Below are 14,633 nucleotides of genomic sequence, written 5' to 3'. Positions count from 1 at the left end.
CTGGAAGCCACGCTCGAACGCTGGCTGGGCGCGGGCGACCGCGCGGACGACGATGCGCCGCCCGCCACGGTTGCCGACGACGCCATCCCGGAACCGGGCGGCGGCGATGCCGACGCCTGGCGCCGGCAACTGCTGCCGCTGCTGCTGGGCACCGCGCGCACCGACCTGGACGAGCTGTCCGCCGCCACTGGCCGGGGCGACACCGAGGCCGCGTGGCAACGCCTGCACCGCATCCTCGGCGCGCTGCCGCTGGTGACCGACAACCCGCTGATTGCGGAAGGAAGGCAGCACATGGAAGGCCTCCGCGTCGGCGAAGGGAACGCGCTGATCGGGATGCCTGCCTACATCGGCAGACTGCGCCAGCTGCTTGACCATTTGTAGACAGCAAACGTGCTAGCAGGCGCCACGTGTGGCAATTCGCTGTGCCATTTCGCAGAATGTGCACCGTTGAAGCGAGTGTGCACCGTTGCAGCGTGGCCCGTGAATGGAAGTAGCGGTACCGGGCTGCGTGTTTCATCCGGCGCAAGAGGGGGCGCGCCGGGCGACTGTTTGGGGTTGCTCATGAAGTGTCTGACCGGATCCAGGATGCTGGTACGCATGCTGGCCGTATTCACCCTTTTGGCCGCCAGCCTTGCGCCGTGCGCGCACGCTGCCGACTGGTCGTATCGCGTACGCCCCACCGACAACATCTGGGATCTTTCGCGCCGCTACCTCAGGCCCGGCGTTTCGTGGCAGCAGCTGCAGGCCTACAACAAGGTGGCCGATCCCTACCATCTGCCGCCCGGCATGCGCCTGCTGGTGCCCATCGCGTGGTTGCGCGTGCAGCCGGCCAAGGCCACCGTGGTCGCCGTGCTCGGCGACGCCCACGCCCGCCTGGATGCCCAGGGGCAACCGGAAAACGTCGGCACCGGCATGGAGCTGGGCATGGGCGCGCACATCACCACCGGTCCCGGCGCCAGCCTCACCCTGCAGTTCGCCGACGGTTCGCGCGTGCTGATGGAGAGCGACAGCGAGCTGACCCTGGATCGCCTGAGCGCCTACGGGCGCACCGGCATGGTGGATACCCGGCTGCGCCTGCAGCACGGCCGCGTGGTCAACGACGTGACCCACGTCGACGGCGCGGCGCACTTCAGCGTGCAGACGCCGAACTCGATCTCCAGCGTGCGCGGCACGCATTTCCGCGTCGGCACCGATGGCGACGCGCGCGCGCAGACCGAAGTGCTGGGTGGGCGCGTGGACGTGGGCGGCCAGCGACGCCACGTGCTGGTACGCACGGGCACCGGCGTGGTGGTGGGTGCCGGCCAGCCTCCGGGCAAGCCCCGGACCTTGCTGGCCGCGCCGGTGCTGCATTGCCCGCAGCAACCGATCAATCGCGTCGCCTATGCGTTCGGCTGGGACGCCCTGTCCGGCGCGGAGCACTATCGCGTGCAGGTCGCCCCCGACCAGCGTTTCGAGGCCTTGCTGATGAACCGGGTGGTCGACGCGCAGGGCGCCACCCTGCCCGACCTGCCCGACGGCAGCTATGCGCTGCGGGTGCACGGCATCGATGCGCAGCAGCTGGAAGGCCAGGACGCCGCCTGCGCCATCACGGTCGCCGCGCATCCGCAACCGCCGCTGGTGATGGAACCGCAGCCGGGCAGCAAGGTGCGCGACACGCGCCCGCGCTTCCGCTGGACCGAAAGCACCGAGGCGGCATCCTATGCCTGGCAACTGGCCGGCGACGCGGATTTCCGCGAGGTGCTGGGCGACGAGCCCACGCTCACCGGCGACAGCGTGCGCGCGCCGAAAACGCTGCCCTACGGGCATTACTGGTGGCGCATCGCCACCCGCGACCGCAACGGCAAGCTCGGCCCGTACAGCGACCCCATGCCGTTCGAGCTGGTGGCCGAACCTCCGCCGCCCACGATGAACGCCCCGCAGCATGCGGGCAGGAACATGGACTTCGGATGGCAGGCCGGCCTGCCCGGCCAGCGCTACCAGGTGCAGATGTCCCGCGACGCGGACTTCGCGCATCCGGTGCTGGACGAAACGGTGGCGCAGCCGTCGCTGCAGATTCCCAAGCCCGCCCACGGCACCTGGTTCCTGCGCGTGCGCGCCATCGAATCCGACGGCTACGCCAACGCGTGGAGCCCGGTGCAGAAGCTGAAGCTGCCGTGCATCGCCTGCCGCATCGCGATCGGCGGCGGTGGCGCGGCGTTGCTCTGGCTGCTGCTGTGATGCGCGACGTGGACCGCTGACCGCCATGCGCGCCGCCACCACTCCCACGGGTCGCCAGGCAGCCTCGCGCTACCTCGATCCGTTCGCGTGGCTGGTGCGCAGCGTGCTGTGGGCCCTGGGCGCCGGGCTGCTGGTGCTGTTGCTCGCCAGCGACCGCACCGCCCGGCTGGACCACGCGCTGTACGACCTGCACATGCGCCACTGGTCGTACACGCCGGGCGAGGACGTGGTGATCGTGGCGATCGACATGCGCAGCCTCGCCGCGCTGGGCCGCTGGCCGTGGCCGCGCGCCGTGCATGCGCGGCTGATCGACCGGCTCACCGCCGACGGCGTGCGCGGCATCGGCATGGACGTCACCGTGTCCGAGCCGGATGTCGCGCATCCGGAAAACGACGCCGCGCTTGCCGCGGCCGCCGCGCGCAACGGCCGCGTGGCGTTTCCGGTGTTCGCCGAGGCGCGCGAACTCGGCGGCATGCCCGAGGAGATCGAGCCGATACCGGCGGTGGCGAAGGTCGCCGCGGCGCTGGGCCAGGTCGACGTGCCGATCGGCGACGACCGGGTGGCGCGCGCGGCCTATCTCAAGGCCGGACTCGGCAGTCCGTACTGGCCCGCGCTGGGTCTGGCGCTGCTGCAGCTGGACCAGCCGGCGGCCGCCTCGCCGCTGCCCGGCCTGTGCGACGACGACAGCAGCCCGCGTTCGCCTTACCTGTGGGAACGCGACAACCTGGTGCTGCTGCACTACGCCGGCCCGGACGGAAGCTTCGGCCGGGTTTCGTACGCCGACGTGCTCGACGGCCAGGTGCCGCCGTCATTGCTGAAAGGCAAGTTGGTGCTGGTCGGCGCCACCGCCGATGGCATGCGCGACATCATCGATACGCCGGTCGGCACCATGCCCGGCGTGGAATACCAGGCCAACCTGCTGGAAACCCTGCGCCGCGGCATGGCGATACTACCGTTGAACCTCGCCGGGCGGTGCCTGCTGGGCATGGCGATGCTGGCCTTGCCGCTGGTCCTGTACGGCCTGCCCGGCCTGCGCCGCGCCTGGCGTGCGGCGGCGGTCGCGGCGCTGGCCTGCCTGCTGCTGAGCGCCTTGCTGCTGCGCCACGCCGGCCTGTGGTGGCCGCCCGCGGCCTGCGTGGCGCTGATCCTGGCCGGCGCCGTGCTGTGGGAGCTGGCGAACCGGCTGGACGTGCTGCTGCGCCGGCGTTCGCGGCGACGCCTGCTGGCCGCCAGCCTCGGCGCCTGACCGCGGTCTCGCTTGACCGCACGGGGCGCCGACCGCATCCTCCCCGTTTTGGTTTCACCAGAATCCCCACGCATGAGCAGTCGCTACAACGCCGCCGACATCGAAGTCCTCTCCGGCCTGGACCCGGTCAAGCGCCGCCCGGGCATGTACACCGACACCACCCGGCCGAACCACATGGCGCAGGAGGTGGTCGACAACTCGGTGGACGAGGCGCTGGCCGGCTACGCGAAATCGATCGACGTGGTGCTGCACGCGGACGGCTCGGTCGAGGTGACGGACGACGGCCGCGGCATGCCGGTGGACATCCACCCCGAGGAAGGCATCCCCGGCGTCGAGCTGATCCTCACCCGCCTGCATGCGGGCGGCAAGTTCAGCGGCAAGAACTACAACTTCTCCGGCGGCCTGCACGGCGTGGGCGTGTCGGTGGTGAACGCGCTGTCGCAGCGGGTGGAAGTGACGATCCGCCGCGACGGCAACGAATACCGCATGGCCTTCGAGCACGGCGACCGCGTCAGCGAGCTGGAAATCGTCGGCACGGTGCCGAAGCGGAAGACCGGCACCACCGTGCATTTCTGGCCCGACCCGAAATACTTCGACTCGCCGAAGATCTCGCTGTCCAGGCTCAAGCACCTGCTGCGCGCCAAGGCCGTGCTGTGCGCGGGCCTGGCGGTGAAACTCACCGACGAGGCCAGCGGCGAAGTCGTCGAATGGCTTTACGAGGACGGCCTGCGCGACTACCTGCGCGGCGAGCTGGACGGCGGCGACGTGCTGCCGGCGGAACTCTTCGTGCACCACGTGGCGCGCGACACCGAGGGCATGGACGTGGCGCTGGCCTGGTTGCCGGAAGGCGAACTGGTGCAGGAGAGCTACGTCAACCTCATCCCCACCGCGCAGGGCGGCACCCACGTCAACGGCCTGCGCTCGGGCCTCACCAATGCGATCAGGGAATTCTGCGACATCCGCAACCTGTTGCCGCGCGGCGTGAAGCTGGCGCCGGAAGACGTGTGGGAGCGGCTGGCCTTCGTGCTCAGCGCGAAGCTGCTCGATCCGCAGTTCGCCGGCCAGACCAAGGAGCGGCTGTCCTCGCGCCAGGCCGCCGGCATGGTGGAGAACGTGATCCACGATGCCTTCAGCCTGTGGCTGAACCAGAACGTGGATACCGGCGAGCGCATCGCCCAGCTCGCCATCGAGCGCGCCAGCGCGCGGCTCAAGGCGGCCAAGCAGGTGGTGCGCAAGAAGATCGTGCAAGGCCCCGCCCTGCCCGGCAAGCTCGCCGACTGCACCTCCACCGACCTCTCGCGCACCGAGCTGTTCCTGGTGGAAGGCGACTCCGCCGGCGGCAGCGCGAAGCAGGCGCGCGACAAGGAGTTCCAGGCGATCCTGCCGCTGCGCGGCAAGATCCTCAACACCTGGGAGGTGGAGTCCACCTCGGTGCTCGCCTCCGAGGAAGTGCACAACCTCGCCGTGGCGATCGGCTGCGATCCCGGCAAGGACGACCTCACCGGCCTGCGCTACGGCAAGGTGATCATCCTCGCCGACGCCGACTCGGACGGCCTGCACATCGCCACCCTGCTCAGCGCGCTGTTCCTGCGCCACTTCCCGCACCTCGTCAGCGAGGGCCACGTGTTCGTGGCGATGCCGCCGCTGTTCCGCGTGGACGTGGGCAAGCAGGTGTTCTACTGCCTCGACGAAAACGAGAAGCAGGCGATGCTGCAGAAGATCGAGCGCGAGAAGATGAAGGGCGCCGTCAGCGTCACCCGCTTCAAGGGCCTGGGCGAGATGAACCCGCCGCAGCTGCGCGAATCCACCATCCACCCCGACACGCGCCGCCTCGTCCAGCTCACCGTGGAAGGCGACGACGGCACCGCCAAGCTGATGGACCTGCTGCTGGCCAAGAAGCGCGCCGGCGACCGCAAGGCGTGGCTGGAGGAAAAGGGCGACCTCGCCACGCTCGAAGCCTGACGCCTTTGCTCCCTCTCCCCGTCGGGGAGAGGGCTGGGGTGAGGGGCCGCTCTTGCGATAAGGTTGGAACACGCCCGACCCGCACCGCATGAAAGCTCAACGCGGGCACCCGTCCCTCACCTCGATCCACTCCCCACAGGGAGAGGAAGCAAAGCCCCAGCGAGGCACCACGCCATGGCTCTCACCCCGCCCTTCAACCTGCAACGCTGGATCGACGAACACCGCCACCTGCTGAAGCCGCCTGTGGGCAACAAGTGCATCGTCGACGGCGACTTCATCGTGATGATCGTGGGCGGCCCCAACGCGCGCACCGACTACCACTGGGACGAAGGCCCGGAATTCTTCTACCAGCTCGAAGGCGAGATGGTGCTGAAGGTGCAGGACGACGGCGTGGCGCGCGACCTGCCGATCCGCGCCGGCGAGATGTTCTACCTGCCGCCGCGCGTGCCGCATTCGCCGCAGCGCATGGCCGACTCCATCGGCCTGGTGATCGAGCGCCGCCGCCTGCCGCACGAGAAGGACGGCCTGCTGTGGTTCTGCGAACGCTGCAACCACAAGCTGTACGAGGAGTACTTCAGCCTCGACAGCATCGAGCACGATTTCCCGCCGGTGTTCGAGCGCTTCTACCGCTCGCGCGAGGCGCGCACCTGCAAGGATTGCGGCCACCTCAATCCGGCGCCGGAACGCTACGCGTAACGCGCCAGCCACTTCCCCGCCATGCGCCGCAGCGAGGCGTCGGCCTGCGGATCGGCGGCGATCTCGCGCACCGGCTTCCACGCAAGGGCAAGCGACTCCTCGCTGACCGCGAACGCTTCGCTGCCTGTCGCCCGCACCACGTGGCGCACGTCGTAATGCCAGTGTTCCGGCTCGCTGCCGCGCGCGGGAATGCGGTGCGCGTCCAGGTCGAAGATCGCCGGTTCCACCACCAGGTCGCGCAGGCCCGATTCCTCTTCCGCCTCGCGCAGCGCGACTTGCGCGAGGTCGGCGTCGCCATCCGCATGGCCGCCCAGTTGCAGCCAGCGGCCCAGCTTGCGGTGGTGCGTGAGCAGCACGCGTCCGCCATCCGCGCTCACCAGCCACGCCGAGCCGGTGAAGTGGCCGACGGCATGGCTGCGCTCGAACACGGCGGCATGCGAGGCGAGGAAATCCGCGAAGCGGACGATGGTTTCCCGCTCCTCCGGATGGCGTGCGCGATAGTCGTCGAAGGCGACGGCGAGCGGCGGAAAAATCAGCGGCATGACTTGTGGCAGGGCTGCGAAAACCGCAGGCATTCTAGCTGCAACGCGTCTTGTACCCCTCAGGTCGCTCCGCTAAGGTTGGCCGTCCCTCGGCTCGTGGCGTTCCGTTCGTCGCGTTTCCGTTCGAGTGGTACGTCGCTGTCTACCGGGGAGCCAATACATGCTGTTCCAGCGCATCAAGCCGATCGACCAGATCATCGCCACGGCGGAGAAGAAAAGCCTCACCCGCCAGTTGGGCGCCTTCCAGCTCACCATGCTCGGCATCGGCGCCATCATCGGCACCGGCATCTTCGTGCTCACCGCCGAGGCGGGCCAGAAGGCCGGCCCGGGCATGATGATCGCGTTCGTGATCGCCGCGGTGGTCTGCGCGTTCGCCGCGCTGGCCTACGCGGAACTCGCCTCCATGGTGCCGGTGGCCGGCTCGGCCTACACCTATACCTACGGCGTGCTGGGCGAAGGCGTCGCATGGGTGGTGGGCTGGGCGCTGGTGCTGGAATACACCATCGCCGCCAGCACGGTGTGCGTGGGCTGGGCCGGCTACGTCAACGGCCTGCTTTCGCATGCCGGGTTCGGTTTGCCGCAGTTCCTGCAGGTGGGTCCGATGGACGGCGGCAGCTTCAACCTGCTGGCCTGCCTGATCGGCCTCGCGATCACCTTCCTGCTGGTGGTCGGCACCTCGAAGTCGGCCAAGGTCAACACCGTGCTGGTGCTGATCAAGATCGTCGCGCTCACCGTCTTCATCTTCGTGGCGCTGCCGGCGGTGAAGGACCAGAACTTCACGCCGTTCGTGCCGAACGGCTGGGGCAGCCCGATGGGCGGCATCGGCGTGCTGGGCGCGGCGGCCTCCATCGTGTTCGCCTACATCGGCTTCGACGCCATCTCCACCGCGGCCGAGGAAACGAAGAACCCGAACCGCAACATCCCGATCGCCCTGATCGGCTCGCTCAGCGTCTGCACCATCTACTACCTGCTGGTGAGCTACGGCGCGGTGGGCGCGGTGGGCGCGCAGCCCATGCTGGGCCCGGACGGCGTGGCGCTGGAGCCTGGCACGCCGGCGTTCGCCGCGGCCTGCCAGGGTTCGCAGGCGCTGGTGTGCAGCAAGGAGGCGCTGGCCCACGTGGTGCGCCTGCTCGACCACAACACCATGGCCGCCTTCATCGCGTTCGCCGCCGGCATCGCGCTGCCGTCGGTGATCCTCACGATGACCTACGGCCAGACGCGCATCTTCTTCACCATGTCGCGCGACGGCCTGCTGCCGCCGTCGCTGGCCAAGATCCATCCGCGCTACCACACGCCCCACGTGATCACCCTGATCACCGGCACCTTCGTCTCGCTGTTCGGCGCGCTGTTCCCGGTGGGCATCCTCGCCGACATCACGAACTCGGGCACGCTGTTCGCCTTCATCATGGTGGCGGTGGGCGTGCTGATCCTGCGCCGCACCCAGCCCGAGCGCCCGCGCCCGTTCCGCACGCCGCTGCCGTGGCTGATCTGCCCGCTGGCGGTGATCGGCTGCCTGCTGCTGTTCCTCAACCTGTCCAAGGAAGCCAAGATCACGTTCTTCGCGTGGGGCGCGATCGGGTTGGTGGTGTACTTCCTGTACGGCTATCGCAAGAGCCACCTGGCCCGCGGCGTCGAAGCGGACTGAGCGGAACGATCCGCGCCCGCCCGCGCATACCGACCGTCACGCCACCGGCACGACCACGCGTCGTGCCGGTTTCACGTCAGGAAGCCGCATGCTCAAGCAACTGCTCGCCCGCAAGACCGACTTTTCCGCCGCCGACAACACCCACGGCGTCGCGCTGCAACGCACGCTCGGTCCCTGGGGACTGACCGCGCTGGGCATCGGCGCGGTGATCGGCGGCGGCATCTTCGTGATCACCGGCCAGGCGGCGGCCGAACACGCCGGCCCGGCGATCATCCTGGCCTTCGTCATCGCGGCGATCTGCTGCAGCTTCACCGCGCTGTGCTACGCCGAGTTCGCCACCCTGATCCCGATGTCGGGCAGTTCCTATTCCTACGCCTACGCCACGCTGGGCGAGCTGGTGGCCTGGTTCATCGGCTGGAACATGGTGCTGGAGTACGGCGTGTCGGCCTCGGCCGTGGCGGTGAGCTGGACCGGCTACTTCACCAGCCTGCTCGACAACATGGGCATGCACCTGCCGGCGATCCTGACCAATGCGCCGCTGGCCTACCAGGACGGCCACCTCGTCGCCACCGGCGCGCTGTTCAACCTGCCCGCCGTCGCGATCGTGCTGCTGCTGACCTGGCTGTGCTACGTGGGCATCCGCGAATCCAGCGGTGCCAACCTCGCCATGGTGATCCTCAAGGTCGGCCTGATCGTGGTGGTGATCGTGGCCGGCTGGCAGTACGTGAACCCGCACTACTGGGAACCCTTCATTCCGCCGCAGCAGGGGCCGGAGAAGTACGGCTGGCCCGGCATCATGCGCGCCTCGACCCTGGTGTTCTTCGCCTACATAGGCTTCGAGGCCACCTCCACCGCGGCGCAGGAAGCGAAGAACCCGCAGCGCGACCTGCCGATCGGCACCCTGGTCTCGCTGGCGATCTGCACCGTGCTCTACATCGGCATGGCGGCCGTGATCACCGGCCTGCTGCCGTACGACCAGTTGGGCACCAGCGAGCCGGTGGTCACCGCCGTGAAAGCGCACCCGGAGCTGGGCTGGCTGCGCTGGCTGGTGGAGATCGGCGCGTTGATCGGCCTGTCCTCGGTCGTGCTGGTGATGATCATCGCGCAGCCGCGCATCTTCATGATCATGGGCAACGACGGCCTGCTGCCGCCGGTGTTCTCGAAGATCCATCCGCGCTACAAGACCCCGCACATCAATACCGTCATCACCGGCATCGGCATCGCCGCGCTGGCCGCGGTGTTCCCGCTGGACGTGCTCGGCGACCTGGTCTCGATGGGCACGCTGATCGCCTTCGTCGCGGTGTGCGCGGGCGTGCTGATCCTGCGCTACACGCGTCCCGAACTGCCGCGCACCTTCCGCGTGCCGTGGGCGCCGGTGACCTGCACGCTGGGCGTGCTGTGCTGCCTGGGGCTGCTGTACTGGGAGAACTGGTACCAGTGGCTGCTGATGGGCATCTGGACCCTGATCGGCCTGGCGATCTACTTCGGCTACGGCTACCGGCACAGCCAATTGCGCCGGCAGAAGACAGGTATCTGATACGAATCCGCGTCAAACTTCGATGATCGTCGGCGTACGTCGGCGATGATGGCTTTCCGGCCACGCCATTCCCAGCAATTCGACGCGACGCCGCAAAATCAAAAACAAATCCTTTGCCTTGAATGACTTAACGGAATGTTTCCGAAAGAGTCTCGACTATCCACAGCCCATTTGGCCCGCCCAGGGGTATGATCCCAAGTCCGAGGGTTGATCACTTGGCAGTGGGCCCCGGATCGCCGCCCGGCGCGTCAGGCAGGTAGCTCCTCATCCCGACGCGCCGGGCAGCACTTTTCCCGCCACCTCCCCCCTTCTTCCTCACGCCGCCTCCGCGTTCCAGCGGGCGCTTCGCCGTGCAGCCGCGTGACGCGCATGCGAAAAGGCCGGCAACCCGTGCCGGCCTTTTCCCCTGCCTCGATGGCGATGGCGCTGCGCGCTCAGCCCGCCTTGGGCGAATGCGACACGCACCAGCCCTTCGCGGCGACCGACTTGCCCGGGAACAGCGCGCACGGACCGTAGCCGCTGGCGCCACCCGAGTAGAACTGGCAGTTCGCGCAGTCGTCGCCCGGCTTGCGCTTCGGATTGGTGGACTTGCCGGCATCCTCGACATAGGCGAGCGCCTTCGCGGTCGGGTCCGCATCGGTCACGTGCGGCAGGTCGGCGGCGTGCGCGAAACGCGGCAGACCGCCCATCACTACCGCGGCCGCCGTGCTTCCGGCAGCCACCTTGAGGAAACGGCGACGCGATTCGAGCTCTTTTTCGTTCGACATGGGCAAAACCTCCGTCTGTGAAAAATCCGGCGCAACAAGCGGCGGGATGGGTGAAGACAATTGCAAGATATTAGCGCGTTTGGCGCGACACCTCCTGACTTGCGAGAATGGATCGCATTCCCGGAAAGCGCCGCCGCGACGCATGCTATATTCGGCCTCCGTTTGGACGTCCATTCGACATGCACCAGAAACTCCCGCACACGATTCCGGCACCCCTGTTCGCCGCGCGCGCCGACGCCATCGCCGACGCCGCGCGCGAGCTGGCGCTCGCCGGCTGGACGCCCGCCACCAGCAGCAACTTCTCCATGCGCGTGGACGCCGACCACGCCGCGATCACCGTCTCCGGCCGCGACAAGGGCAAGCTGGGCCGCGACGACATCATGCTGGTGGACATGCAGGGCCACGCCGTGGGCACCGACGCCCGCCCCAGCGCGGAGACCGCGCTGCATACCCAGGTCTATCGCCGCTGGCCGGAAATGCAGGCCGTGCTGCACACCCACTCGCGCACGCAGAGCGTGGCCTCGCGGCTGTTCGCGCAGGCTGGCGTGCTGCGCCTGGAAGGCTGGGAACTGCAGAAGGCCATCGCCGGCCACACCACGCACGAAAGCGTGCTGGAGATTCCGGTATTTCCCAACACCCAGCACATGCCCGAGCTGGTCGCGCGGGTGGACGACTGGCTGGATGCCGGCAAGCCACTCGCCGCCTATCTGATCGACGGGCACGGCATCTACACCTGGGGCCGCGACATGCCCGAGGCGCGCCGCCATCTGGAGGCGCTGGAATTCCTGCTGGGCTGCGAACTCGACCTGAGGAGGTTTTCCGCATGAGCCGTCTGCGCATCTACGACGAACACCGCCCCGAAGCGCCGCTGTCCACCCACACCGGGCACGCGGAGATCGCCCGCGAACTGGACAAGCTGGGCGTGCGCTTCGAACGCTGGGACGCGAACCAGCCGATCGCCCCCGGCGCCAGCCAGGACGAGGTGATCGCCGCCTACCGCGGCGACATCGATCGCCTGATGCGCGAGCAGGGCTACCAGGCGGTGGACGTGATCAGCCTGAAGCCCGACCACCCGGACCGCGCCGCGCTGCGCCAGAAATTCCTCGGCGAGCACACCCACAGCGAGGACGAGGTGCGCTTCTTCGTGGCCGGCGCCGGCCAGTTCACCCTGCACCTCGACGGCATGGTCTACGACGTGCTGTGCGAGGCGGGCGACCTGATCGGCGTGCCCGACGGCACCCGCCACTGGTTCGACATGAGCGAGGCGCCCTACTTCGTGGCGATCCGCCTGTTCACCAACAAGGAAGGCTGGGTGGCGAACTTCACCGGCAGCGACATCGCGCAGGGCTTCCCGCGCATGGAGCCGCTGGCCGTCGCGCGCTGACCGCTTCGCGTTGCCGCCCTCCCTCCCCGGAACAGGGACAGGGCGGACGGATCGACGGCATGGGGACTGCTCCAGGCAGCCTCCGCACCGGCCCGATGGACGCCTGCTCGGGGAGGAACGGGGATGAAAGGAAGGCAGGGTAAACTGGCCAGCCCTTCACCGCAGTCCACGGCCATGCCCGAAATTCGTGCGATCGTCACCGATATCGAAGGCACCACCAGCTCGATCAGCTTCGTCAAGGACGTGCTGTTCCCGTACGCGCGCAAGCACCTGCCCGCCTTCGTCGAGACGCATGCCGACCGGCCCGAGCTGCAGCACTGGTTGCACGAGGCCGCGAAGGAGGCGGGCTACATCGAGGCCAGCCGGCAGGAAGTGATGGAACTGCTGCTGCGCTGGATCGACGAGGACCGCAAGTCCACCGCGCTGAAGGCGCTGCAGGGCATGATCTGGCGGGAGGGCTACGAGGCCGGCGACTATCGCGCCCATCTCTACCCGGAAGTGGCGGCGCGGCTGCGCGCCTGGCGCGCCGAGGGCCTGCGGCTGTACGTGTATTCCTCCGGCTCGGTGCCGGCGCAGCAGCTGTTCTTCGGCTACAGCGAGGCGGGCGACCTCACGCCGCTGTTTGCCGGCTATTTCGACACTGAAACCGGCCCCAAGCGCGAGCCGGCTTCCTACGGAAAGATCGCCGCGGCGATAGGCGAGCAGCCCGGACACATCCTGTTCCTGTCCGACATCGTCGAGGAGCTGGATGCCGCGCAGGCCGCGGGTCTGCGCACCGGCTGGCTGCTGCGGCCGCCGCAGGCGCCGCCGGCGCAGCCGCGCCACCCGGTCTACGCCGACTTCGACGCCGTCACGCCCTGAGCCCAACCGAGCCCACGCATGCGCACCATCCTCACTGCCCTGCTCGCCTTTGCCGCCGGCGTGTTGCTGATGCTGTGGCTGCCTGATCGCGCGCCAACCCCGGCCCCCGTCACGGACACGCCGGCGCCGGCGACCGCGGGCACCGCCGCCGCGGCAACCGGCACCGCCGGCGAAAGCGACAGCGAGGACCCGGACGGGGGCAATCCACGCTGGCCGGACCACGGCCCCACGCCGGAGCAGGTGCTGTACGCGCAGCCGCGGATGCTGCGGGACGCGCTGGCGCAGCTGGGCCCGCGCCAGCCCGGCAAGCCCAACCTCTACCTGCTCGCGTTCGCCGGCGACGGCGGCGAGGACGTGTTCCGCAACGAGACGGAATACGCGGCCAGGATGTTCCGCCAGCGCTTCGGCGCCAGCGCCCACGCGCTGGTGCTGGAAAACCATCCCGCCTCGCTGGCCACGCGCCCGCTGGCCAGCTGGAGCAACCTGGAAGGTGCGCTGGACGGCCTCGCCAAGGCGATGCAGCCCGAGGACATCCTGGTGCTGTACATGGCCACCCACGGCAGCGAGGACCACGAGTTGCTGGTGGACATGGACCCGCTGCCGCTGGACCAGATCGGCGCGCAGGACCTGGCCGACATCCTCAAGGAGCATCCGTTCAAGTGGAAGGTGGTGGTGGTCAACGCCTGCTACTCCGGCGGCTTCATCCCGCCGCTGGCCGGCGACGGCACCCTGGTGCTCACCGCCGCGCGCAGCGACCGCAGCTCCTTCGGCTGCGGCAGCGAGTCGGAGATCACCTATTTCGGCCATGCATGGCTGGTCGACGCGCTGAGCCGCAGCGACAACTTCGTGGACGCCTTCGCCCAGGCCAAGACGGAAATTGCCCAATGGGAGCGCCAGGACAAACTCACGCCCTCGGAGCCGCAAAGCTACGTCGGCAAGGGCATCGAGGCCCAGCTCGCGGCCTGGCGCAAGGGCATCACGCCCGGACCGGGCGTGCCGTTCACGCCGGCCGCACCCGTGCCCGCCGCCAGCGTCGCGGCGGCAACGTACTGAAACCCGCGCTCAGCGTTCGGCGTGCCGTTGCGCCAGCACGGCCACGGCATCGGCCAGCGAAAGCCCGCGGGCGCGCAACAGCACGGTGAGGTGGAACACCAGGTCGGCCGCCTCGCCCAGCAATTCCACGTCGCCCTGCGCCACGGCGGCGAGCGCGCTTTCCACGCCCTCCTCGCCCACCTTCTGCGCAATGCGGCGCGTGCCGGCCTCGAACAGCTTCGTGGTGTAGCTGCCCTGCGGACGCTCGGCGTGGCGCTGCGCCACCAGCGCATCGAGCTGGGCGAGAAAGCCCAGCGGCGGACGCGCGTCCGTGCCGAAACAACTTGAGGTGCCCAGGTGGCAGGTCGGACCGTGCGGCTCGGCCAGCACCAGCAGGGTGTCGGCATCGCAGTCGACGCGGATGGATTTCAGCGCCAGCACGTGGCCTGAGCTTTCGCCCTTCATCCACAGCCGCTGCTTGCTGCGGCTCCAGAACGTGACCTTGCCCGCGGCCTGCGTGGCCGCCAGCGCCTCGGCGTTCATGTAGCCCAGCATCAGCACCTCGCCCGTCAGCCAGTGCTGCACCACGACGGGGAGCAGGCCGCCGCCCTTGGCCCAGTCCAGGCGGGAAAGATCGGTGTTGGAATCGGTCATCGGGATACCTGCTGCCAGCATGCATCGCTGCATGCGATGTAGTTTGCTTTTCCGTCATTCCGACTTTCGCTGGAATGACGGGTTAGGGAA

Annotated in this window: 14 protein-coding genes; 11 read left to right on the top strand and 3 right to left on the bottom strand. The window is 68.8% G+C overall.

From position 1 onward, the window contains the following. From PCA_RS17545 to PCA_RS06810, 5 genes are all read left to right on the top strand, one after another. A partial coding sequence (locus tag PCA_RS17545; protein ID WP_255436707.1) for a hypothetical protein occupies window positions 1-381 on the top strand: 381 nt, incomplete at its 5' end. A 204-nt stretch (window positions 382-585) separates the two neighbouring features. After that, window positions 586-2,217 (top strand): FecR domain-containing protein, encoded by a 1,632-nt coding sequence (locus PCA_RS06825; protein WP_181301851.1) that lies wholly within the window; start codon window positions 586-588, stop codon window positions 2,215-2,217. A 25-nt stretch (window positions 2,218-2,242) separates the two neighbouring features. Beyond that, window positions 2,243-3,463 carry a CHASE2 domain-containing protein gene (locus PCA_RS06820; protein WP_181301850.1) on the top strand — a complete coding sequence of 407 codons (1,221 nt, stop codon included), beginning with the start codon at window positions 2,243-2,245 and terminating at the stop codon, window positions 3,461-3,463. Between the two features lie 72 nt (window positions 3,464-3,535). Then, complete coding sequence (parE, locus tag PCA_RS06815) at window positions 3,536-5,425, top strand: DNA topoisomerase IV subunit B (RefSeq protein WP_181301849.1); 1,890 nt, start codon at window positions 3,536-3,538, stop codon at window positions 5,423-5,425. A 174-nt stretch (window positions 5,426-5,599) separates the two neighbouring features. Next, a complete protein-coding gene (locus tag PCA_RS06810; protein ID WP_181301848.1) occupies window positions 5,600-6,121 on the top strand; it encodes a 3-hydroxyanthranilate 3,4-dioxygenase in 522 nt (173 codons plus the stop codon). Here the strand turns inward: PCA_RS06810 and PCA_RS06805 are convergent. Continuing rightward, window positions 6,112-6,663 (bottom strand): NUDIX hydrolase, encoded by a 552-nt coding sequence (locus PCA_RS06805; protein WP_181301847.1) that lies wholly within the window; start codon window positions 6,661-6,663, stop codon window positions 6,112-6,114. The two genes, PCA_RS06810 and PCA_RS06805, sit on opposite strands and share 10 nt — an antisense overlap. A gap of 160 nt (window positions 6,664-6,823) precedes the next feature. Here PCA_RS06805 and PCA_RS06800 point away from each other — a divergent pair, with 160 nt between their 5' ends. After that, a complete protein-coding gene (locus tag PCA_RS06800) occupies window positions 6,824-8,308 on the top strand; it encodes an amino acid permease (RefSeq protein ID WP_181301846.1) in 1,485 nt (494 codons plus the stop codon). 88 nt (window positions 8,309-8,396) lie between these two features. Beyond that, a complete protein-coding gene (locus tag PCA_RS06795) occupies window positions 8,397-9,845 on the top strand; it encodes an amino acid permease (protein WP_181301845.1) in 1,449 nt (482 codons plus the stop codon). Window positions 9,846-10,279: 434 nt separating this feature from the next. On the opposite strand, the gene PCA_RS06790 is transcribed toward PCA_RS06795, so the two are convergent. Next, window positions 10,280-10,612, bottom strand: a complete 333-nt coding sequence (locus PCA_RS06790; protein WP_181301844.1) for a high-potential iron-sulfur protein — start codon at window positions 10,610-10,612, stop codon at window positions 10,280-10,282. 179 nt (window positions 10,613-10,791) lie between these two features. Between PCA_RS06790 and PCA_RS06785 the strand changes: the two genes are divergently transcribed. From PCA_RS06785 to PCA_RS06770, 4 genes are all read left to right on the top strand, one after another. Further along, window positions 10,792-11,439, top strand: coding sequence for a methylthioribulose 1-phosphate dehydratase (locus PCA_RS06785; RefSeq protein ID WP_181301843.1), 648 nt, complete (start codon window positions 10,792-10,794; stop codon window positions 11,437-11,439). Further along, a complete protein-coding gene (locus tag PCA_RS06780; RefSeq protein WP_181301842.1) occupies window positions 11,436-11,996 on the top strand; it encodes an acireductone dioxygenase in 561 nt (186 codons plus the stop codon). The genes PCA_RS06785 and PCA_RS06780 overlap by 4 nt, the downstream gene beginning before the upstream one ends. 174 nt (window positions 11,997-12,170) lie before the next feature. Beyond that, window positions 12,171-12,857, top strand: a complete 687-nt coding sequence (gene mtnC, locus PCA_RS06775) for an acireductone synthase (RefSeq protein WP_181301841.1) — start codon at window positions 12,171-12,173, stop codon at window positions 12,855-12,857. A gap of 18 nt (window positions 12,858-12,875) precedes the next feature. After that, window positions 12,876-13,910 carry a C13 family peptidase gene (locus PCA_RS06770; RefSeq protein WP_181301840.1) on the top strand — a complete coding sequence of 345 codons (1,035 nt, stop codon included), beginning with the start codon at window positions 12,876-12,878 and terminating at the stop codon, window positions 13,908-13,910. A 9-nt stretch (window positions 13,911-13,919) separates the two neighbouring features. Here PCA_RS06770 and hisIE read toward each other — a convergent pair whose 3' ends face one another. Beyond that, entirely contained in the window at window positions 13,920-14,543 is a 624-nt protein-coding gene (hisIE, locus tag PCA_RS06765; RefSeq protein ID WP_181301839.1) for a bifunctional phosphoribosyl-AMP cyclohydrolase/phosphoribosyl-ATP diphosphatase HisIE, read from the bottom strand. Window positions 14,544-14,633: the final 90 nt, after the last annotated feature.

Source organism: Rhodanobacter sp. PCA2 (genome assembly GCF_013620825.1).
Lineage (GTDB): Bacteria > Pseudomonadota > Gammaproteobacteria > Xanthomonadales > Rhodanobacteraceae > Rhodanobacter_A.
Note: the sequence above shows the minus strand (reverse complement) of the source record. Positions and strands in the feature narration are given on the sequence as shown.

Excerpts from the sequence above, each read along its gene's own strand:
- PCA_RS06770 (WP_181301840.1), top strand. The coding sequence starts at position 12,876 with ATGCGCACCATCCTCACTGCCCTGCTCGCCTTTGCCGCCGGCGTGTTG.
- PCA_RS06785 (WP_181301843.1), top strand. The coding sequence starts at position 10,792 with ATGCACCAGAAACTCCCGCACACGATTCCGGCACCCCTGTTCGCCGCG.
- parE (WP_181301849.1), top strand. The coding sequence starts at position 3,536 with ATGAGCAGTCGCTACAACGCCGCCGACATCGAAGTCCTCTCCGGCCTG.
- hisIE (WP_181301839.1), bottom strand. The coding sequence starts at position 14,543 with ATGACCGATTCCAACACCGATCTTTCCCGCCTGGACTGGGCCAAGGGC.
- PCA_RS06810 (WP_181301848.1), top strand. The coding sequence starts at position 5,600 with ATGGCTCTCACCCCGCCCTTCAACCTGCAACGCTGGATCGACGAACAC.
- PCA_RS06790 (WP_181301844.1), bottom strand. The coding sequence starts at position 10,612 with ATGTCGAACGAAAAAGAGCTCGAATCGCGTCGCCGTTTCCTCAAGGTG.
- PCA_RS06780 (WP_181301842.1), top strand. The coding sequence starts at position 11,436 with ATGAGCCGTCTGCGCATCTACGACGAACACCGCCCCGAAGCGCCGCTG.
- PCA_RS06800 (WP_181301846.1), top strand. The coding sequence starts at position 6,824 with ATGCTGTTCCAGCGCATCAAGCCGATCGACCAGATCATCGCCACGGCG.
- PCA_RS06820 (WP_181301850.1), top strand. The coding sequence starts at position 2,243 with ATGCGCGCCGCCACCACTCCCACGGGTCGCCAGGCAGCCTCGCGCTAC.
- PCA_RS06795 (WP_181301845.1), top strand. The coding sequence starts at position 8,397 with ATGCTCAAGCAACTGCTCGCCCGCAAGACCGACTTTTCCGCCGCCGAC.
- mtnC (WP_181301841.1), top strand. The coding sequence starts at position 12,171 with ATGCCCGAAATTCGTGCGATCGTCACCGATATCGAAGGCACCACCAGC.
- PCA_RS06825 (WP_181301851.1), top strand. The coding sequence starts at position 586 with ATGCTGGTACGCATGCTGGCCGTATTCACCCTTTTGGCCGCCAGCCTT.
- PCA_RS06805 (WP_181301847.1), bottom strand. The coding sequence starts at position 6,663 with ATGCCGCTGATTTTTCCGCCGCTCGCCGTCGCCTTCGACGACTATCGC.